General features: G+C 62.9%; 23 protein-coding genes. 11 read left to right on the top strand and 12 right to left on the bottom strand.

Annotated elements, in window-relative coordinates; all coding sequences use genetic code 11:
- Nucleotides 1–67: 67 nt before the first annotated feature.
- The 8 genes from J7I89_RS07870 to J7I89_RS07835 all read left to right on the top strand — a co-directional run bounded on the left by J7I89_RS07870 (nucleotide 68) and on the right by J7I89_RS07835 (nucleotide 7,472).
- The gene (locus J7I89_RS07870) at nucleotides 68–442 is read left to right on the top strand and encodes a TadE/TadG family type IV pilus assembly protein (RefSeq protein ID WP_214968857.1); all 375 of its coding nucleotides are present in this window, start codon (nucleotides 68–70) and stop codon (nucleotides 440–442) included.
- 35 nt (nucleotides 443–477) lie between these two features.
- Complete coding sequence (locus J7I89_RS07865) at nucleotides 478–1,458, top strand: Tad domain-containing protein (RefSeq protein WP_308159831.1); 981 nt, start codon at nucleotides 478–480, stop codon at nucleotides 1,456–1,458.
- A 98-nt stretch (nucleotides 1,459–1,556) separates the two neighbouring features.
- The gene (locus J7I89_RS07860) at nucleotides 1,557–2,276 is read left to right on the top strand and encodes a Flp pilus assembly protein CpaB (protein WP_251045054.1); all 720 of its coding nucleotides are present in this window, start codon (nucleotides 1,557–1,559) and stop codon (nucleotides 2,274–2,276) included.
- The gene (locus tag J7I89_RS07855) at nucleotides 2,273–3,466 is read left to right on the top strand and encodes an AAA family ATPase (protein WP_214968852.1); all 1,194 of its coding nucleotides are present in this window, start codon (nucleotides 2,273–2,275) and stop codon (nucleotides 3,464–3,466) included. Before J7I89_RS07860 ends, J7I89_RS07855 begins: the two co-directional genes overlap by 4 nt.
- A complete protein-coding gene (locus J7I89_RS07850; protein ID WP_374102006.1) occupies nucleotides 3,467–5,083 on the top strand; it encodes a CpaF family protein in 1,617 nt (538 codons plus the stop codon). It begins immediately after the preceding gene.
- A 5-nt stretch (nucleotides 5,084–5,088) separates the two neighbouring features.
- Entirely contained in the window at nucleotides 5,089–6,021 is a 933-nt protein-coding gene (locus J7I89_RS07845; RefSeq protein WP_214968850.1) for a type II secretion system F family protein, read from the top strand.
- A 7-nt stretch (nucleotides 6,022–6,028) separates the two neighbouring features.
- On the top strand, nucleotides 6,029–6,913 hold the full coding sequence (locus tag J7I89_RS07840; protein WP_214968848.1) for a type II secretion system F family protein: 885 nt from the start codon (nucleotides 6,029–6,031) through the stop codon (nucleotides 6,911–6,913).
- A gap of 106 nt (nucleotides 6,914–7,019) precedes the next feature.
- Nucleotides 7,020–7,472, top strand: coding sequence for an Hpt domain-containing protein (locus J7I89_RS07835; protein ID WP_214968846.1), 453 nt, complete (start codon nucleotides 7,020–7,022; stop codon nucleotides 7,470–7,472).
- Nucleotides 7,473–7,480: 8 nt separating this feature from the next.
- Here the strand turns inward: J7I89_RS07835 and J7I89_RS07830 are convergent, their stop codons facing one another.
- Entirely contained in the window at nucleotides 7,481–8,269 is a 789-nt protein-coding gene (locus J7I89_RS07830) for a response regulator transcription factor (protein ID WP_214968887.1), read from the bottom strand.
- 328 nt (nucleotides 8,270–8,597) lie between these two features.
- On the opposite strand from J7I89_RS07830, the gene J7I89_RS07825 reads away from it, so the two are divergent.
- A complete protein-coding gene (locus tag J7I89_RS07825) occupies nucleotides 8,598–10,181 on the top strand; it encodes a HAMP domain-containing sensor histidine kinase (RefSeq protein WP_308159829.1) in 1,584 nt (527 codons plus the stop codon).
- Between the two features lie 88 nt (nucleotides 10,182–10,269).
- On the opposite strand, the gene J7I89_RS07820 is transcribed toward J7I89_RS07825, so the two are convergent.
- Together J7I89_RS07820 and J7I89_RS07815 are read right to left on the bottom strand one after the other, a co-directional pair.
- Entirely contained in the window at nucleotides 10,270–10,755 is a 486-nt protein-coding gene (locus J7I89_RS07820; protein ID WP_214968842.1) for a sensor histidine kinase, read from the bottom strand.
- A gap of 99 nt (nucleotides 10,756–10,854) precedes the next feature.
- Complete coding sequence (locus J7I89_RS07815; RefSeq protein WP_214968841.1) at nucleotides 10,855–11,664, bottom strand: response regulator transcription factor; 810 nt, start codon at nucleotides 11,662–11,664, stop codon at nucleotides 10,855–10,857.
- 222 nt (nucleotides 11,665–11,886) lie between these two features.
- On the opposite strand from J7I89_RS07815, the gene J7I89_RS07810 reads away from it, so the two are divergent.
- Nucleotides 11,887–12,642, top strand: a complete 756-nt coding sequence (locus tag J7I89_RS07810; protein WP_214968839.1) for a class I SAM-dependent methyltransferase — start codon at nucleotides 11,887–11,889, stop codon at nucleotides 12,640–12,642.
- A 201-nt stretch (nucleotides 12,643–12,843) separates the two neighbouring features.
- On the top strand, nucleotides 12,844–13,125 hold the full coding sequence (locus tag J7I89_RS07805) for a DUF4190 domain-containing protein (RefSeq protein ID WP_214968837.1): 282 nt from the start codon (nucleotides 12,844–12,846) through the stop codon (nucleotides 13,123–13,125).
- A 22-nt stretch (nucleotides 13,126–13,147) separates the two neighbouring features.
- On the opposite strand, the gene J7I89_RS07800 is transcribed toward J7I89_RS07805, so the two are convergent.
- The 9 genes from J7I89_RS07800 to J7I89_RS07760 all read right to left on the bottom strand — a co-directional run bounded on the left by J7I89_RS07800 (nucleotide 13,148) and on the right by J7I89_RS07760 (nucleotide 19,210).
- The gene (locus J7I89_RS07800; protein WP_251045053.1) at nucleotides 13,148–13,549 is read right to left on the bottom strand and encodes a hypothetical protein; all 402 of its coding nucleotides are present in this window, start codon (nucleotides 13,547–13,549) and stop codon (nucleotides 13,148–13,150) included.
- Nucleotides 13,550–13,888: 339 nt separating this feature from the next.
- The gene (truA, locus tag J7I89_RS07795) at nucleotides 13,889–14,779 is read right to left on the bottom strand and encodes a tRNA pseudouridine(38-40) synthase TruA (protein ID WP_214968835.1); all 891 of its coding nucleotides are present in this window, start codon (nucleotides 14,777–14,779) and stop codon (nucleotides 13,889–13,891) included.
- A gap of 31 nt (nucleotides 14,780–14,810) precedes the next feature.
- A complete protein-coding gene (gene rplQ / locus J7I89_RS07790; protein ID WP_214968833.1) occupies nucleotides 14,811–15,386 on the bottom strand; it encodes a 50S ribosomal protein L17 in 576 nt (191 codons plus the stop codon).
- Between the two features lie 77 nt (nucleotides 15,387–15,463).
- Nucleotides 15,464–16,474 (bottom strand): DNA-directed RNA polymerase subunit alpha, encoded by a 1,011-nt coding sequence (locus J7I89_RS07785; RefSeq protein ID WP_214968832.1) that lies wholly within the window; start codon nucleotides 16,472–16,474, stop codon nucleotides 15,464–15,466.
- A 131-nt stretch (nucleotides 16,475–16,605) separates the two neighbouring features.
- Entirely contained in the window at nucleotides 16,606–17,007 is a 402-nt protein-coding gene (gene rpsK / locus J7I89_RS07780) for a 30S ribosomal protein S11 (protein WP_011692779.1), read from the bottom strand.
- Between the two features lie 102 nt (nucleotides 17,008–17,109).
- Complete coding sequence (gene rpsM, locus J7I89_RS07775) at nucleotides 17,110–17,484, bottom strand: 30S ribosomal protein S13 (protein ID WP_003803743.1); 375 nt, start codon at nucleotides 17,482–17,484, stop codon at nucleotides 17,110–17,112.
- A 173-nt stretch (nucleotides 17,485–17,657) separates the two neighbouring features.
- Nucleotides 17,658–17,771 carry a 50S ribosomal protein L36 gene (rpmJ, locus tag J7I89_RS07770; protein ID WP_009358722.1) on the bottom strand — a complete coding sequence of 38 codons (114 nt, stop codon included), beginning with the start codon at nucleotides 17,769–17,771 and terminating at the stop codon, nucleotides 17,658–17,660.
- Between the two features lie 70 nt (nucleotides 17,772–17,841).
- On the bottom strand, nucleotides 17,842–18,063 hold the full coding sequence (infA, locus tag J7I89_RS07765) for a translation initiation factor IF-1 (RefSeq protein ID WP_011775571.1): 222 nt from the start codon (nucleotides 18,061–18,063) through the stop codon (nucleotides 17,842–17,844).
- A 211-nt stretch (nucleotides 18,064–18,274) separates the two neighbouring features.
- Entirely contained in the window at nucleotides 18,275–19,210 is a 936-nt protein-coding gene (locus tag J7I89_RS07760) for a P1 family peptidase (RefSeq protein ID WP_214968830.1), read from the bottom strand.
- Between the last annotated feature and the right edge of the window lie 132 nt (nucleotides 19,211–19,342).

Genomic DNA, 19,342 nt, shown 5'->3' with positions numbered 1-19,342 from the left:
CTACCCGGCTTCGCTTTCACCAGTCTGTTTCGACGCTTCAGTGCGTCTGCCCGACGAAAGGCATCGAATGGCCAAGGCATCCGAGCGCGGCGCCGTGGCTGTTGAGTTCGCGTTGCTGGCCCCCGTGCTCGTCATGCTGTTGCTCGGCATTATGGAGTTCGGTCGGGCGTATAACGCGCAGGCCTCCCTGACAAACGCCGCCCGCGAAGGCGTCCGCGTAATGGCCATCAACAATAGCCAGAGCGATGCAAGGACCGCGGCCAAGAACGCGGCGGGCCCCCTCAATCCGCCCTTGGCGGACGGAAACGTCACGTTTGGTGCCGCAAGCTGTGTGGTCGGCTCCCAGATGACCGTGACCATCAGCTACTCACTAAGCACAATGACCGGCATCGCTGGCCCCTTTGCCATGACAGGAAAAGGAACCATGCTTTGCGGGGGTTAGCGGTGGATGCGGACAGTGAGCGTGGTGGAATCGCTGTGATCGTCGCCATCCTGATGGTGGCATTGCTTGGCTTCGCCGCTCTAGCCATCGACGTCGCGAGGCTTTACTCCGAGCGAGCCCAGCTTCAGGGTGGTTCGGATGCCGCTGCATTGATGGTGGCGCAGAAATGCGCCAAGAACGAGGCTGATACAGAATGCTCCGTCACATCTCCGATGGCTACCGACCTGGCCGACAAGAACGCCGTGGATGGTCTGAGCAATGTGAAATCAATTGCGCTGGACAAGCCCAACCGCACAGTCCAGATTACGACCGGGGCAAAAGAAAACGGAAGCGCACCCAACACAGTATCGCTGTTCTTTGCGAGGGTATTGGGCATCCCCAGCGCAGAGGTCAACGCCACGTCCAGTGTCCGATGGGGAAGCCCCGTGGAAGGAACCACCCCGTTCCCACTTGCGTTTTCGATTTGCCAAGTCTCGGGAATGGTTGACGGCACAGCCCAGTTGCTCCAAAACCACTCGGCAGACGCGAACACGGACTGCCCCCTCGGGCCGGCGGGAAAGACGGTGCCCGGCGGCTTCGCTTGGACGGCACAAAGCTCCGGCCAGTGCGGCGGATTGGTGAACCTCGCCGTCAACCAAAGTGGTAGTGAAACCGGCAACGACGGGCCTTCGAATTGCGATACTGTCCTGAACAAATGGGCCGCTGAGCTGGGAGCCGGCAGGCCTGTCATCGTGCTCCTACCCGTTTACGAAGACGTGAATGGCACCGGCTCCGGAGCGTCCTACAAGTTGATCTCCTTCGTCGCATTCAGCGTCCAAGGCTGGGCATTCAGCGGCTCCGACAGGCTTCCGCTGGTCTACAACAATGCGCCTGCCGGGGCGGACCAAAGCCTGGAGTGCAAAGGCAACTGCCGCGGCATTATGGGAAAGTTCGTCAAATACGTCTCTTTGGCTGACGGCTACAAGCTTGGGCCGGTCAGCCCATACGGCGACACCGTCGTCGAATTCACCAGTTAGTTCCATGCAGTTCAGAATTTCCAAACCCTCAGGAGCAGTTCGTGAAGTCTCGGTTATTGGCAGGTGCGGCTGCGGTGGTACTGGCCATAGTCGGAGCCATGTTAGTCGTTTCCTACGCCCAAGACGCGGATCAGCGGGCCGTCAAGAACCTTGACCCTGTGGATGTCCTTGTTGTGAAGACAGCCATTCCGGCTGGCACGTCCGTGGAATTGATGGGTGCATCGCTGGTTACTGAACGACTGCCGGGATCTGCGGTGGCAGCTTCCGCACTAAAGTCACTCGAAAAGTCCAAGGGCAAGGTTGCAGCTGTGGGCCTGGTGCCCGGTGAGCAGCTCGTCGAAGAACGCCTCATTGCGCCCGAAGAGCTTAAAGTCGACGGTGCGGTGAAGGTCCCCGCGGGCTTTCAGGAAGTCACGTTCCAGCTCCAGCCCGATCGCGTTGTCGGCGGTCGCCTGACCGCCGGTGAGCATGTCGGCATCTTCATTTCCCTCGACAAGGGCGCTTTGGAGGACAAGCCGGGCGTCGAAACTACCAAGCTGACGGTCCGCAAGACGTTAGTGACCGCTGTTCAGCGCACAGCGGAGGCTACGCCCACCACCCAACCCACGCCATCCGCCGCCCCCGGCGCAAGCAGCGCGGATCCGCGCGACACCACGCTCCCGGTTGGGCTCCTTATGGTGACGGTGGCGGTCAGCGACGTGGACGCGGCCAAGATCGTGTTCGCCACAGAATTCGGGAAAATTTGGCTCAGCAAGGAGCCCCTCAACGCCAAGGACAGTGGGCCCCGAATCATTCAGCGGAGTGAGGTCTACAAGTGAGCCGCTTCGTCCTGATCACTCCGAGCGCGGACTTCGACGGCCGTTTGCGGCAGGCTGTTGCGGGCGGGCTGCAGGGCGGCGTGCAGACGTTCTTCACTAATGTTCTGCCGGCCGGCCCCTACGACCTCTTCGCCCAGCTGAACCAGGAACAGCCTGAGGTACTCATTTTGGGTCCGGACGTTCCCATCGACGAGGCCCTGCGCCTCGCGACCGTACTTGACGTCCAGGTGCCGGACCTTACGGTTCTCCTCGTCGGCGAGCCTGATCCCGAATTCATTCTGCATGCCATGCGTGCAGGCGTCCGGGACATCCTGAGCCCGTCAGCCGATCCGGCGCAGCTCCGCGTACTCCTTGAACGTGCGTGCCAGTCGTTTGCCAGCCGGCACCGCGTTGAGCAGCCCAATCAGGCGGGCAACCCCAAAGGCACAGTGATCGGTGTCTTCTCCCCCAAAGGCGGCGTCGGCAAGACCACTATCGCGACTAATATCGCCGTCGGCCTAGGCAAGATAGCTCCGATGAGCGTGGTGATTGTGGACCTGGACCTGCAGTTCGGCGACGTTGCCTCCGGGCTGTACCTGAATCCGGAACACACGGTCACCGATGCTGTCTCCCCGGCCGCAAGCCAGGACACGCTGGTGCTTAAGGCCTTCCTCACCGTCCACGCCTCAAGCATTTACGCCCTGTGCGCGCCGATCAGCCCCGTCGAGGCCGACCACATCACCCCGGAACAGATCACAAGGCTCTTGGAGCAGTTGGCGGACGAGTTCCAGTACGTAGTGGTGGATACGGCCCCAGGGCTGCCGGAGATAGGACTCGCGGCCATGGAAGCATGCACCGACGTGGTATGGGTGAGTGCCATGGACATCCCCAGCGTCCGCGGCCTCCGTTCCGGCCTGGATATTCTCCGCCAGTTGGACATCCTGCCGGAAGGTCGGCACGTTGTGCTCAACATGGCTGACGCAAAATGCGGCCTAACGGTGCAGGATGTCGAGTCGACCATTGGTGCCCCTGTGGATGTCAGCGTTCCGCGTTCCCGCGCCGTAGCGTTCTCCACCAACCGTGGCGTACCCGTCCTGCAGGAAGCCAAGAAAGATCCGGCTGTCAAAGGCCTCAGCCAGCTCGTGGAACGGTTTAGCCCGGCATGGCAGGCCAAGGCTCAGCGGAAAACACACCGACGGGTAGTGGTCTAAATGAAACTTTCGGAACGCATCCAGGCCGCTCAGGAAAAGTCCCAGCTAGTGGCCGCCCCGGCCATGGCCGTGGCGGCTGTGCCGAGCGCTGCATCCGCCGTCGCTTCGACTTCTTCTGCCGCAACGGCACCGCCTGCGCCGACGTTCCGGCCCCGTTCGGCGCGTCACGCCCCGCCCAGTCAGGCGCCCGCGCCACATGCGGCTCCGCCCGTAGGCCAAGCGCCAGTGCGGCCGACTACGGCGCCAACGAAATCCTCGCACGCGAAGCCGGTGCAGCCGACCGCCGCTGTGCAGGCTGAGCTGTTCAAGCCCAAAACCCAGCAGCCAGTGGACGTCTTCGCTGCCCTGAAGCAGCGGGCAGCCACAGCCCTGTTCGAACGCATGGGAGCCCGCTTCAACGACTCCGGCCTCACCGAGAGTGAACTGCGAAGCTCTGCAAGAGAAGAGCTCATCCGCATCATCGATGCCGAACAGGTGCCCCTGACCGCAGATGAGCGCTCCCGGCTGGTAGCGGACGTGGCTGACGACGTGCTCGGTTACGGGCCGCTGCAGCGGCTCTTGGACGATCCCGCTGTCACCGAAATCATGGTGAACCGGATGGACCAGATCTACGTAGAGCGCAAAGGCCAGTTGACGCTGACCGAATCCCGGTTCAGCTCCGAAGACCACCTCCGCAAGGTTATCGAACGCATCGTATCCAAAGTAGGTCGGCGCATCGATGAATCCTCACCACTGGTTGACGCGCGTCTGGAGGACGGCTCCCGCGTCAACGCCGTGATTCCGCCGCTGGCCGTCGGTGGCTCCTCGCTCACAATCCGTAAGTTCAGCAAGGTGCCGTTGACCGTGCGGAACCTCATCGACTTCGGCACGCTTACTCCGGAAATGGCTGAACTGCTCAACGCCTGCGTAAAGGCCAAGCTGAACATCATCGTCTCCGGCGGCACCGGCACAGGGAAGACCACGCTGCTGAACGTCCTCTCCTCCTTCCTGCCGGCCAACGAGCGCATCGTGACCATCGAGGATGCCGTGGAACTCCAGATCCAACAGGAGCACGTGGTCCGGCTGGAAAGCCGCCCGCCCAACACCGAGGGCAAGGGTGAAGTGACCATCCGCGAACTGCTCCGCAACTCGCTCCGTATGCGCCCGGACCGCATCGTGGTGGGCGAGGTCCGTGGGGGAGAATCCCTGGACATGCTCCAGGCCATGAACACCGGCCACGACGGCTCGCTGTCCACCGTCCACTCGAACTCGCCCCGCGACGCCGTCGCCCGTCTTGAAACGCTGGTCCTCATGGCGGGAATGGATCTGCCGCTGCGGGCCATCCGCGAGCAGATCGCCTCCGCGGTCAACCTAATCATTCAAATCTCACGCCTCCGGGACGGCACACGGCGCATTACGCACGTAACCGAGGTCCAAGGCATGGAAGGCGACATCGTCACCCTCCAGGACGCCTTCGTGTTCGACTACTCGGCGGGCGTTGACCAGCACGGGCGCTTTTTGGGAAGCCCTATTCCTACTGGCATCCGCCCCAGGTTCATCGACCGCTTTGAAGACATGGGAATCCACGTTTCGGCCGGGGTCTTCGGCGCGCCCCTTGCCTCGACCGGAAAGCACTGACGTCAATGTTTCTGACCATGGGAGTTGTCCTCGTCGTTGCCTCCGCCATTCTGGCCGGTGTGGCTGCGCTGATTCCACGCACGCCCACCGTGCCGCTGGACCGTCGCCAGCCCTTCCGGACGGAGTCGGACTCTCAACTGACCCGCTTTGCCGGATCGGCCGTACAAACCATTGAGCGCTTCCTTGCCAGCCGGAACGTCAGGTTGTTCAATCGGGAGGCGCTTGAGAACGCTGGCCTACGGCTGAGCCAGGCCGACTTCCTGCTCCTCGTAATCATTGGCGCCTTCGTGGGCGCGCTCGTGGGGCTGGTCGTCGCTGGACCACTACTGGCCTTACTCTTCGTGCTCGCCGCGCCGCTCGTTGGACATCTTGTTCTGGGGTTCTTGGCAGGCAAGAGACGTGCCAAGTTCGACGAGCAACTGGGTGACACTCTCCAACTCTTATCCGGCAGCCTGCGGGCCGGCCACAGTATTCTCCGCGCCATTGATGCAGCCGCCAATGAATCCCAGGCCCCGACCTCAGAAGAAATGCGCCGCGTCGTCTCGGAGACTAGTCTGGGACGGGATCTGCTTTCCTCGCTCAACGACACTGCTGAGCGCATGAGGAACGAGGATTTCGTTTGGGTCTCCCAAGCCATCCAGATCAACCGTGAGGTGGGCGGAAACCTGGCCGAAGTGCTGGACCAGGTGAACGAAACGATCCGAGAGCGCAGTGAAATCAAGGGTCACATCAAGGCCTTGGCCGCTGAAGGAAAATTCTCTGCCTACATTCTCATGGCGTTGCCCATTGGTATCGTCGCCATGCTTATGCTTGTCAATCCCGGCTACATGAACAAGATGTTCACAACGCCACTGGGCTGGATCTTGGTTGTGGCTTCCGTCATCCTGATGACCATTGGTGGTCTCTGGATGCGCAAGATCATCGACCTGAAGTTCTGAGGCCATTATGGATCCCCTCGTTCTCCTTGCACTCCTCCTGATCTGCCTGCCCATCAGCTACCTTGCCTGGTCGCTGCTCTCCACTGACAAGAAGGGCCAGGCGGTTGCCCGCGACATCCTGTCCAGGGGCAGCCACCGTGCCGAAGTGGAGAAGAAGACAAGCTCAGGACTCATTGAGAAGATCGGCCACCGGCTTACTCCGGCCGCGTACGTCCTCAAGCTCGATCACTTGCTCTCCCTCGCCGGTCGACCGGTGAACATGCCGCTCGGCCGTCTGCTTGCCGCCAAACCCGCACTGGGTCTCGTGGGCGGGCTAATGGGGCTGTACATCAGCTCCATTGCAACGACGCCAATCATCAAGCTCGTAGGGCTGTTCGTGCTGTTCCTGGGGTACTTTATCCCTGACCTGATGCTCTACAGCAAGGGCATGGAGCGGCAGAAGGCAATGCAGCTGGAGCTCGCCAACACCCTGGACCAGATGCTCATTTCCGTGGAAGCCGGTCTCGGGTTCGAGGGTGCCATGGCCCGTGCCGGCGAAAACGGAAAAGGCCCACTGGCGGAAGAACTGGTCCGCACCCTGCAGGACATGCAGGTGGGCCGCAGCCGCCGCGAGTCCTACCTTGCCCTGGCCGAGCGCACCAACATCCCTGAGCTGCGGAGCTTCGTTCAGGCAGTGGTGCAGGCGGACACCTACGGCATCGCCATCAGCCGCGTCCTCCGGGTGCAGGCAAAGGTGATGCGCGTCAAGCGGCGTCAACGAGCAGAAGAGAAGGCCATGAAGCTTCCCGTCATGATCCTCTTCCCGCTGCTGTTCTTCATCTTCCCGGTCCTCTTTATTGCGATCCTGGGCCCAGCCGTCATCAACACCATCGAAACCTTCAGCGGCCAGTAAGGTCGAGATTCCGCAGGTTTACCGCGCACCACAAGGAACCCGCAGGGTTTCCACAGGATCCAAGCTTCATCAGGCTTTTCCCAAGGTCAGAAAGTAGCCTTAACTCATGTCCATTTCAGGTTCCGGTGCAGGTGACGGCAGCGCCAACGGCGTGTGCTTCCCTGCGGCCGGAGACCCAGAGAACGGACAGCAGGACGAATCGCAGGAACCCGTGCTGGACCTCAGCGTCCTTCACGAGCTGGAGGAAGAATTGGGCGGCTCCGGCGTCGCCCACAATTTCGCCCGGGATTACATCAGCATCTGGGAAAAGCGCCTCCGGTACTTGGAGCGGTCCGTTGAAGACAACGACCCCGACGCCGCCATGGATGCTGCCCTGAGCCTGAAGAATTCCGCCCTGATGGTGGGCGCCACCCGCCTGGCCAAGCTGGCCATCGAGGTGCAGCGCCTCGTCAAAAGCGGAGACCTCGCTGGCGTGCAGCAGTTGCTGCCGGCGGTTGCACGCGCTGGCGCGCTAACGGTCAGGGAACTGAAACTCGGTTACCTGCCACCGAAGAACTAAGACCGAACCTACTCCGCCCGCTTCGGCGCCAGTCGGTACCCCACCCCGCGCACGGTGACCAGCCACCGGGGGTCCTGCGGATCCTCGCGGAGCTTGCGGCGCAAATTGCCGATATGCACTTCGACGGCCCGCTCATCGGCCTCACTGATGTAGGTGTCCTCGCGGTAGTACTCGCCGCGCACCACACGCACCAGGTCCGCCCGCGTGCGGACGGCCCCCGTTCCGCGCAGCAGTTCATGCAGAAGGTCGAATTCGCTCCGGGTCAGCCCCAACGGCGTCCCGCGAAGGGCCACTGTCCGGGTTTCGGTGTCCAGGGCAAGTCCGTTGTGATGCAGCACTGTTCCCGCACGGCGGGCACTGCCTGCTGCAGCGGAACCCGGCTCCGGCGGCGACCCGACCGGTGCCTCAGGCTCACCGACTGCGCCCTGCCGCGGCCGGCGCATCATCGCTGAAATGCGCGCGCGCAGTTCGCGCGGCCGGAACGGTTTGATGATGTAGTCGTCCGCGCCGCCCTGAAGCGCCGTGATGGTGTCCAGTTCCTCGTTCCGGCCGGTCAGCATCACCACGTAGGCGTCGCTGAACTGCCGGATGCGCCGCAGCACCTCGAAGCCGTCAATGTCCGGGAGACCGACGTCGAGCGTGATCACGTTGGCCTGGCGCAGCCGGGCCACGTCCACGCCGTCGCGGCCCGTGGCTGCAGAGTGCACTTCGAAGCCGGCCTGCTGAAGTACCGCGTCAAGGAGGTTGCGGACGTCATCATCATCCTCAATCACCACGGCCACACCAAGATCGCCCAAGACCATCCCCATATCCAATAACACCACCGCATTGCCCAGCGCAACGCGGGAAGCAATATCAGGCTACAACCTGCGGGGGGAGAGAAACCCTAAATTCTGCATATGTTTTGCAAGCAACACTCAAAAGCCGGTCGGGACTGCAGCCGCAGGAGAATTGATGTGCATAATGGCACTATGGGTGGGGACAAAAGAATATGGTCTCACGTTTCGATAATCGACCCCAAGGGCGGGGGCTGCGCCCATGGGTGAACACGTGCTGGTCCGTGACACTGACCGCTTTTTCAGACGGCTTAAGCCGAGAGTCCAGGTGGCGCTTTGCCAACTGCCGGTGACGCTCATTCTCGCTGCCTTGGCCATCGCGGCGCCTGCGGTATGGCCCACGCTTATCGAGAATGCCGTCTTTATTGCATCCATAGTCCTGATGGGCGCCTTGTTCCTGGCATGCTTCCTGGTTCCCTGGGAACGGCTTCCCGTCAATGCCCACTTGGTAATACCTATTCTTGACCTCCTGGTAATCGGCCTCGCACGCAACGGCGCCGTTCCGGCCGTAGCCGGCCTCGGAGTGCTGGCAATATTTCCGGTGATCTGGCTGTCGGCATCAGGTTCCTTCGTGAAGACCAGCATTTTGCTCAGTTTCTTTGGGCCCTTGCTCATCGGGCTGCCTTCACTGCTGCAAAAGTTCCCCAGAATTTCACCTTCGGACATTGCCACTGCATCCCTGTTGCCCCTCATGATGCTGGCCGTCTCCCTGGCAATCCGGTTCGCCAGCGCCAATATCCGTGTGCAGCGCCAACGGCTCGAAAGAAAAGACGCCGAACTCCGGGAACTGCTCATTGAAAGCAGGAACCGCGAGCGGCTGCTCAAAACGGTATTGGACACGATCGACGTCGGCATTGTCGCCGTGGACGCCGGCGGCCAGAACGTGCTGGTCAACGGCCAGCAGAAGGATTTCCAGCGGACAGCCTCCCCTGCCGCATCCGGCCCAGTGCCGGAGGAATCACAGCAACTCATGTTCGGTCAGGACAAGGTGACGCCGCTGCCTGCCGATAAGCGGCCCATCCGCCGGGCGGTGGCGGGTGAAACATTCGCGGACTACCTGGTGTGGATCGGCGAGGGGCCGGCGAGGCGCGCCGTCTCAACGGCTGCGCGGATTATCAAGAACGACGACGGCGGGTCCAGTGGCGCCGTCGTCGTCTACAGCGATGTCACAGGCCTTGTGGAAGCGTTGGCCGCCAAGGAGGAGCTGATCTCCAACGTTTCCCACGAGTTCCGGAGCCCGTTGATGTCCGTCCTCGGCAACGTCGACCTGGTGCTCGATGAAGCGGACGGCCTGTCTTCCACCGGCGTGCATCGGCTCGAGGTGGTGCAGCGCAACGCCGAGCGCCTCCTCTCCCTTGTGTCGGACCTGCTGGTGTCGGCCTCAACCGTGCTTGCCGTCCACCCCCGGCGGACTGACCTGGCCGGTTTGATCGAGACCACCATCGGGTCCGCCCAGGCACAGGCCGATGCCACCAACGTCTCGCTCAGCGCCGATGTTCCGGTTCCCCTGTGGGCGCACGCGGACCCGCTCCGCATAGCCCAGGCACTCGACAACCTGGTATCGAATGCCATCAAATATTCGCCGGACGGCGGGGCAGTAACCGTCCGCGCCAACAGCAACGATCGCTGGGTCCAGCTGCAGGTTCAGGACACCGGGATGGGCATCAGCGAAGAGGAGTCCGCCCGGATCTTCACGCGGTTCTTCCGCACCCAGGCCGCCCGGAAGGCGGAGATCCCCGGCGTGGGCCTCGGACTCTCCATCACCAAGACCATCGTGGAGCGGCATGGCGGGAAAATCTCCTGCACCAGCACACCCGGTGCCGGCACCACGTTCACGGTCATCCTTCCGGTGGAAGGCGCCGCTGCACTCTGAGGCGGCTCCACCCCAGGCGCAGAGTCCGGTTTGGTGCCTAGTCCAGCTGAATGCTCAGTTCAGCTAATTCCTCAGTCCGGCTGAATGCTCAGTCCAGGGGCAGCGTGACGCTCACGCACGTTCCTTCGTCCAAGCACGAGTCGATGACCATCTGGCCGCCCGCCGAGCCCACGGCCAGCCGCATGAGCCGCAGCCCCATCCCGGAATGCCTGCCGTGGGTGGCTGCGTGCACATCAAACCCGGTGCCGTCGTCGGTCACTTTGAGCTGAACGGCGTGCCTGTCAGCGGGATGGCTGACGCAGCCCAACCGAACCGTCACGGCGGACGCTTCAGCGAATTTGTGGACATTGCTCAAGAGCTCCTGCGCGGCCCGGTACAGCAGTAACGCGGACTGCCGGTCCACTTCCATCCCGTGGTGCGGCACTTCCAGGTGCACGGTGATCCCCCGTTCCCGCAGCGGAAGAGTCAAACGGTCTATCGCACCGGCGACGCCCAGCGCATGGAAATCCACCGGCTGCGTGTCGGTAAGGACGCCTCGGACCGCGACAACTTCGTCGCCTGATAGTGATTTCATGTTCCTAAGGTGCGCCTGCGCCCTTGGCATTTTCTTAGGCTTTTCCGAGGCACTCCCCCGTTTGCAGGGGCGCATCCGGAGCGTCGGGGGACGCGCCCGTCAGGCCAGCGTGTAGCCGGACCCGCGGACCGTCTTGAGCCACCGGGGCCGCCGGGCGTCATCCCCCAGTTTGCGCCGCAGGTTGCCCACGTGGGCTTCGATGATTCGTCCGGCGTCACGGGTGCCGGCAGGGGCGGCCCCGGGTTGCACGGCTTCCTGCTGCATCAGCCCAAGCAGCGCGGCCAGTTCCGCCTTGGTGACCACGCCGGTGCCCCTTTCCAGCAGGATGCGCAGCAGATCGAACTCGGTCCGGGTGAGCGCCAGGGACCGGCCGCCGATGCTGGCGGCTCGAGTGGCGCTGTCGATCCGCAGTCCGTTGTGCTCGAAACTGGAGCCGGCCGTCGCCGTCGGTGCGGCGGCTCCCTTCGCGGCCGCAGCCGCTGCCGTTGCCGTTGCCGTCCGCCCAGGCGCCGTCCGGACCGGTGCTACCGTTCGAAGCTGCCGGGGCCGGCGCAGCATCCCGTCGACGCGTGCACGGAGCTCTCGCGGACGGATCGGCTTGACGATGTAGTCGTCAGCCCCGGCTTCGAAACCCTTGATGGTGGCACGAAGGTCGCTGCGGGCCGTGAGAATGATGATGTAGGTGTGGCTGAATTCTCGGATGCGCCGCGCCACCTCATACCCGTTCATGTCCGGCAGCACCACATCCAGCGTGACAGTATCCGGCCGCTTGGCACGCACCAACTCAACCCCGGACTCCCCGGTGGCGGCGAAGTGCACCTCGAAACCGGCATCACCCAGGGTGGCCCGCAAAAGAGCCCGGACTGCCTCATCCTGTTCAATAACGACGACGACGCGTCGATCATTCATCCCTTACCCCCTGTAAGGACCGCATGACTAAAGACTGCGCCTCAGCCTACTATCTGCGTTCGCGAAATTGAGTCATGACCCTCAGAAGGAATCTCAATCGGAATTGTCAAGGCCCACCACGGAGCTCCGGACCTGCCGACGCAGCGAGGGCCGGCACCTTTTCGAGGTGCCAGCCTTCGGGATTTCAGCAGCTGCTGCTCAGTCGCGTGCAATAGTGGCGGGATGATCAACCAGCAACAGCTCTGGGACGACGACGCCGCGAATCAGTACGACACGCCCGGAGAGGGAATGTTCTCCCCCGAGGTACTGGCCCCCACGGTAGAGGTACTGTCAAAGCTCGCGGGCGACGGTCCGGCCATTGAGTTTGCCATTGGCACGGGTCGTGTCGCCATCCCCCTCTCAGAGGCCGGGGTCCAGGTCAGCGGCATCGAACTGTCTCACGCGATGATCTCCCGTCTACGTGAGAAGGTCGGAGAGGACCACATACCAGTCGTGCAGGGCGACATGACCGAGGCAGCGGCGGGCGACAACTTCTCGCTTGCGTTCCTGGTGTTCAACACCATCGCCAACCTCTTGACCCAGGACGAACAGGTCCGGTGTTTCCAGAACGCTGCTCGCCATCTTGCACCTGGCGGGCGCTTCGTCATTGAGCTCTGGGTGCCACAACTGCGTTCGCTACCACCCGGACGCGGCGGGTCGGTCGAGGTGAGTCAGCCCGGGTATCTGCTAGTCGATACCTATGACGTGCTGCACCAGCACGTCATCTCGCACCACGTGCGATTCGGCCCAGAACTATCGGATGGGCGGGATGCACGGATCGGACGGACACCACACCGATACATCTGGCCCAGCGAGCTCGATCTCATGGCGCGGCTAGCCGGGTTTGCGCTGGAATCCAGGTGGGCGGACTGGGACCGCAGCGAATTCACCGTCGAATCGCGCAGTCACGTGTCGGTGTACCAGCTCACTGCACGCTGAGGGATGGTCTTCGGCGGCAGGGGGCCGCGAGGGTTGAAGGGACCGACGTCGGCACTGTTTCCCTGCCCATCGCCAACACAACGCGGATAGGCCCCTGAGGCAAGTCCTTCTGACCAAGTACAAAGGGCCCGGCGCACTTGATACCTTGTGCATCTCAGCATCTTGCGGACGACCGACTTTGAACTTGAAAGGGCATTAGCGATGAGCACTCCCCAATACCAAGCGCCACCACCACAGCACCAGGGCGGCGCCGGATCCGCCCCCGCCAGGACCAACACACTTGCTGTCGCCGCATTTGCCTCATCGTTCCTTATCGGAGTAACCGGCATCATCCTTGGGTTCATCGCCCTGAATCAGATCAAGACCACAGGTGAACGCGGCCGCGGCTTGGCCATTGCCGCTGTCGTCGTCGGCTGCGCCTACATGGCCATCTTCACGTACATCACCATCGCCCTTTTTTCGTCAGAGGGCCGCAACGCCTGACACTCGTGAGGTTCCCCCTCTATCAGGTTCGGCGGTAGCCGCGGTCCACCATTCCGCCGATGATTCCTGCGATCGCTCCCGGCAGGGCCACGACGGCCACGATATGCCGCAGCAAGCTGTAAGGCCACACGAGGGCGACTCCCCCGATTAGGACGGCGGGAGCTGCCACGCAGGCCGTTACCCAGTGCGGGTAGCCTCGCAAGAACGACCAAAGTGCAGCTGCGAGCGAGGCTGCGGAACCAGCTAGCAGGTAGAGGCTGCCGACTCGTGCGTCTTCTACAAATTCCGGTATCGCCGTATAGCCGATGAAAAATGACCTCAGCAAGCCGATGACCATCAGGACGATGGATGAGACGACCAGGATCGACCAGAGCATGACGCCAGGCCAGCCCCGACGGCGGATTGAAGCACGTTCCTGACTCATGGCCGGCGCACCTTTCTCCGTCACCGGACAAACCTGAACATCGCCTGGCGTGAGCCGCCGTCGTTCAGCGTCATATCGAACGTCCGACGTGTTCCGGCCCAGCTGTCCTCAGTCTTCCACACCCCTGGGTGGCTTCGTCGTAGCTCAATGTTCCGACCCCGGGAGTCGTCGTAGGGTCCGCTGTACTGACTGGCGTGTTGGTGGGGCATTCGACCTGCACGGAGGTGGGAAGGCAATCCAGCGAGCTAGCTTTAGCCATACCCGGCGCCCCTGGGTTGGTCGAGAGCCTACAACGCCCCCGATCCAGACCCAATCGCGGTAAGGAACTAACTTAACGACTTACTCCCGCAGGGCCCGCGTCAGCTCGGCCCGGGCCAGCAGTTCGTCATCGGACGGATAGGCCACCTCTTCCAGCACCAGCGGGTGCGGCGCCGCCAGCACCGATCGGGCATCGCGCTTCCTGGCCAGCAGCCGCTCGTGCAGCCAGCCCGGAGGTTCCAGCCCCTCCCCCACGTACAGCGCCGACCCCACCAGCGCACGCACCATGTTGTGGCAGAACGCGTCCGCCTGGACCGTGGCCACGATGACGCCGTCCTCGCCGCGGGCAAACTCGAAGCGCTGCAGTTCGCGGATGGTGGTGGAGCCCTCCCGCGGCTTGCAGTAGGACAGGAAGTTCTGCAGGCCCAGCAGCTGCACCGAACCCTCATTCAGGAGGTCAACGTCCAGCGGGCTCTTGTGCCATAGCGTGTCGTAGCGGCCCAGCGGATCCCAGAGCGCAGGGCCATCGGCAATGCGGTAGCTGTAGCGCCGCCACAGCGCCGAGAACCGGGCGTCGAAGCCCTCCGGGGCGATGGACACCTGGTGAACCACGATCGCACCGGTCAGGTCCCCCAGGCCCCGGCTGAGCGCTCCGCGCAGCCGACGCAAGAGCGCGACGGCGGGATCGAGTTCCGCACCGCGGTTCAGTCCCAGCCACTCGGCTTCCGTGAGGTCGAGGTGGACAACCTGGCCTCGGGCATGCACGCCGGCATCGGTCCGTCCCGCGACCGTGACGCGGACCGGACGCCGGATGAGCAGTTCCAGCGCCTCCTCGAGGGTTCCCTGGACTGTGCGGAGGCCAGGCTGCAGGGCCCACCCGCTGAAGGGGCCGCCGTCGTACGCCAAATCAAGCCGGATACGCAAAAACCCGCCGCCCCTCAAAACGGGGGCCGCGGGTTTTTGGTCGTTCATAGACTTAAGTCTATGCGAAGGAATCAGCGAATTACTTCGCGTCCTTTTCCTCAGCAGCAGACTCGTCAGCAGCTTCCTCAGCGGGAGCTTCCTCAGCGGCCGGAGCCTCTTCGGTTGCAGCAGCTTCGGTCTCGACGACCTCTTCTTCTGCAACAGGAGCAGCAGCTTCCTCGGCGGCCGGAGCAGCCTTGTCTGCATCGCGCTTAGCAGCAGCAGTAGCCTCGGCTACAACGGCCTGCTTGGCGGAAACCGGCTCGAGGACCAGTTCGATGACAGCCATGGGAGCGTTGTCGCCCTTGCGGTTGCCGATCTTGGTGATGCGGGTGTAGCCGCCATCGCGGTTCTCCACTGCCTGAGCAATGTCGGTGAACAGCTCGTGGACGACGCCCTTGTTGCTGATCAGGCCGAGTACACGACGGCGGGAAGCGAGGTCGCCGCGCTTGGCGAAGGTGACCAGACGCTCTGCGTACGGCTTCAGGCGCTTGGCCTTGGTCACCGTGGTGGTGATCCGCTTGTGCTCGAACAGTGCTGCTGCCAGGTTCGCGAGCATGAGACGCTCGTGAGCCGGGCCGCCTCCGAGGCGCGGACCCTTAGTGGGGGTAGGCATAATTGTTTCTCCTCATATGGAAGCCGGTGGGCTGCGCACAACGTGGTGCATCCAGCCCGCCGGCCAAGATCTGCTTGTTAGAGCTCGTCGTCGCTGAACGCGGCGTCGTCCTCTTCGATGGCTGCGGCGCGGGCGGCCAGGTCGAAACCGGGAGGCGAGTCCTTGAGGGACAGGCCCAGTTCAACCAGCTTTGCCTTGACCTCATCAATGGACTTCGCACCGAAGTTACGGATGTCCATCAGGTCAGCCTCGGAGCGGGCAACGAGTTCACCCACGGTGTGGATGCCCTCACGCTTGAGGCAGTTGTAGGAACGGACGGTGAGGTCCAGATCCTCGATCGGCAGGGCCATGTCTGCTGCCAGGGCAGCATCCGTCGGCGACGGGCCAATCTCGATACCTTCAGCTGCGGTGTTCAGCTCGCGGGCCAGACCGAACAGTTCCACCAGGGTGGTACCTGCCGAAGCAACGGCATCGCGCGGGGCGATGGCCTGCTTGGTCTCGACGTCGACAATGAGCTTGTCGAAGTCGGTGCGCTGCTCAACACGGGTGGCTTCCACGCGGAAAGTAACCTTCAGCACCGGCGAGTAGATCGAGTCGACCGGAATGCGGCCGATCTCGGCGTCGCCGGACTTGTTCTGAGCTGCCGAAACGTAGCCGCGGCCGCGCTCGATGGTCAGTTCGAGCTCGAACTTGCCCTTCGAGTTCAGCGTGGCAATGTGCAGATCCGGGTTGTGGAACTCGACGCCGGCCGGCGGAGCGATGTCCGCGGCGGTGACGACTCCGGGGCCCTGCTTGCGCAGGTAAGCAACAACCGGCTCGTCGTGCTCGGAGGACACGGACAGGTTCTTGATGTTCAGGATGATCTCGGTGACATCTTCCTTGACACCCGGAACCGTGGTGAACTCGTGCAGCACGCCATCGATCCGGAGGCTGGTTACAGCGGCACCGGGGATGGAGGAGAGCAGGGTACGGCGGAGGGAGTTTCCGAGGGTGTAACCGAAGCCCGGCTCCAGCGGTTCAATGATGAAACGGGAGCGGTTATCGGAGACGACCTCTTCGGAGAGGGTGGGGCGCTGTGCAATGAGCACTTAGGTTTCCTTTCGGCGAGCATCCGCTATATGACGCAACACAGGTGGTGGAAAATCGGTCTGAAGACTTAACGCGGCGGGCTTGCCCGGACCCGGTAAGGGTCCGGGCAAGCTCCGACTGCGGAAAAGGCTTAGACGCGGCGGCGCTTCGGCGGACGGCAACCGTTGTGAGCGGCGGGGGTGACGTCCTGGATGGAGCCGACCTCAAGGCCAGCGGCCTGCAGCGAACGGATGGCGGTCTCCCGTCCGGATCCCGGTCCCTTGACGAACACGTCAACCTTCTTCAGGCCGTGCTCCTGTGCGCGCTTGGCGGCAGCTTCGGCGGCCATCTGTGCAGCGAACGGGGTGGACTTACGCGAGCCCTTGAATCCAACCTCACCGGCGGAAGCCCAGGAGATGACAGCACCGTTCGGGTCCGTGATGGACACGATGGTGTTGTTAAAGGTGCTCTTGATGTGCGCCTGGCCAAGCGCGATATTCTTCTTGTCCTTCTTACGCGGCTTGCGAACCGCGCCACGAGTCTTCGGGGGCATTTTTTCTCCTACAGAAAGTTATCGGGGGAAAGCGATCGCTATTTCCCACATTTGCCGGGTTCCTTGAAATCGCGCCAGCGATTTCAGGGGGCAAATGAGGACTTAACGGGCCTTCTTCTTGCCGGCGACGGTACGCTTCGGGCCCTTGCGGGTACGGGCGTTGGTCTTCGTACGCTGTCCGCGTACGGGCAGGCCCTTGCGGTGACGCAGGCCTTCGTAGCTGCCGATCTCAACCTTGCGGCGGATATCTGCTGCTACTTCGCGGCGAAGGTCACCCTCAACCTTGTAGTTGCCTTCAATGTAGTCACGCAGCTCTACCAGCTGCGCATCCGTCAGGTCCTTGACCCGGACGTCTGCGCTGATGCCGGTGGCAGCCAGGGTTTCGTGTGCACGGGTCTTACCCACGCCGTAGATGTAAGTAAGCGCAATTTCCAGCCGCTTTTCGCGGGGAATGTCTACGCCAGCGAGACGAGCCATAGTGGCAGTGCTCCTTGAATAAACCGGAGGTCGTAGGCAGTACACCCGCACTTTCAGTGCGGCCCCAGCCTCCGACCAGGGGTTAGCTGTCCGGGCTCATACGTCCCAGTTCAGCTTGTGCTGCCTTTTATTTACTTGCGTGGGTTAGCAACCCAGGGGTTCCCGGAAGGGAATTAGCCCTGGCGCTGCTTGTGGCGCGGGTTCTCGCAGATCACCATGACCCGGCCATTACGGCGGATCACTTTGCACTTTTCGCAGATCTGCTTGACGCTCGGCTTGACCTTCATGGCGTTCCTTTGCGTGATAGCAGTTGGTCCGATGGACCGGCCTTCGGCAGTTGCTCTGGCCGCCCAACGTTTACTTGTAGCGGTAGACGATACGACCACGTGTCAGGTCGTAAGGGCTCAGCTCCACCACTACCCGGTCCTCAGGGAGAATCCTGATGTAGTGCTGACGCATTTTTCCAGAGATGTGTGCCAGAACGACGTGCTTGTTGGTGAGCTCAACACGAAACATCGCGTTGGGCAGCGCCTCAGTCACTACGCCCTCGATCTCTATGACCCCGTCCTTCTTGGCCATATCCTCCGCTAACTGTTGTTTGCCGCAGCCCTCCGGATTGCACCGGGCATGACTACGGACGTTTTTTGATTTGATTGACCGTCGCCCTCCGGCCGCAAATGGGCGTGGCAGGGCAGACAACCAACAAGCAACATTACGGCATTTGGCCCAGAATGTTAAATCCAGCCATGTTAGCGCAGATCGCCGCCGTGCGCATCAAAATCTGAACGCCTCAGAACCTGTAGGCCTCAAAAGTGCCAGCCGCGGTGGTCACGGCCTCTGCGCTGGCGATCCCATCCAGGATCGCCAGGCGTACGACGTCGGCTGCCGCACTCTGCAAGGTGATGAGACTCACCTGCCGGGCAGCTTCCGTACTGCGGTCCAAGGTGCCCGCCCCGGTGGCCAGGCAGAACACGGTGTCCCCGTCGGCGAGCGTGTGGCTAGGGTTCAGTGCCCTGGCCAGTCCGGCGTGGGCGGCGGAAGCGGTGCGCTTGCACTCGGCCGGGTCGAGCGCCGCATTCGTGGCGACCACCACGAGCGTGGTGTTGAGCTGCGGCCCGGGGTCCGTCCCAGGCTCACCCGGCGCAGTGAACGGCAGGCCCAGTGCGTTCACTACTGCCAGGGCGCCGACCACCACGCCGTTCTCGAGCGTGACCGAAGCCGTTCCCACTCCGCCTTTGAATTTTCCCCGCCCGATGACCGCTCCGGTGCCGGCTCCCACGTTGCCGCGTTCGACGTCGTGCCCCTCCTTCTCGGCACCGGCGGCGGCGGCCGCTTCGTAGCCCATCTCGGCGTCCGGGCGGGCGCTGAAGTCGCCTCCCCTGCCGATGTCGAAGATGGCCGCGGCCGGGACGATGGGCACCACGCCGCCCTGGACCTCGAAGCCCCGGCCCTGCTCCTCGCACCAGCGCTGGGCGCCGTGGGCCGAAACCAGTCCGTAGGCGCTGCCTCCGGTGAGCACCACGGCGTCGACGGTGGGAACGAGCGTCGTGGGGTCCAGCGCATCGGTCTCGTGGGTGCCGGGGCCTCCCCCGCGGACGTCCACCGAGCCCACCGTCCCCGGCGGCGGCAGGACCACCGTCACGCCACTCAGCCAGCCGCCGTCGTTCTTCTGCCGCTGCCCGACCCGCAGGCCCGGCACATCAGTGATGGATCCCGTCGCTCCCATGGCCACCATTCTGCCCCCTGGCGACTCCCCCGTGGCCACCTACAAACCCCGCTCCACCCAACTAGCTCACAGTTGTTGTCGTTTTGAGCCCCCAAAACGACAACAACTGCGAGTCAGTTGGGAGAAACTGGG

The sequence above is a fragment of the Arthrobacter sp. ISL-5 genome, from assembly GCF_018613835.1.
In the GTDB taxonomy this organism is placed as follows: Bacteria; Actinomycetota; Actinomycetes; order Actinomycetales; family Micrococcaceae; genus Arthrobacter.
This window is presented reverse-complemented; position numbering and strand designations above follow the sequence as displayed.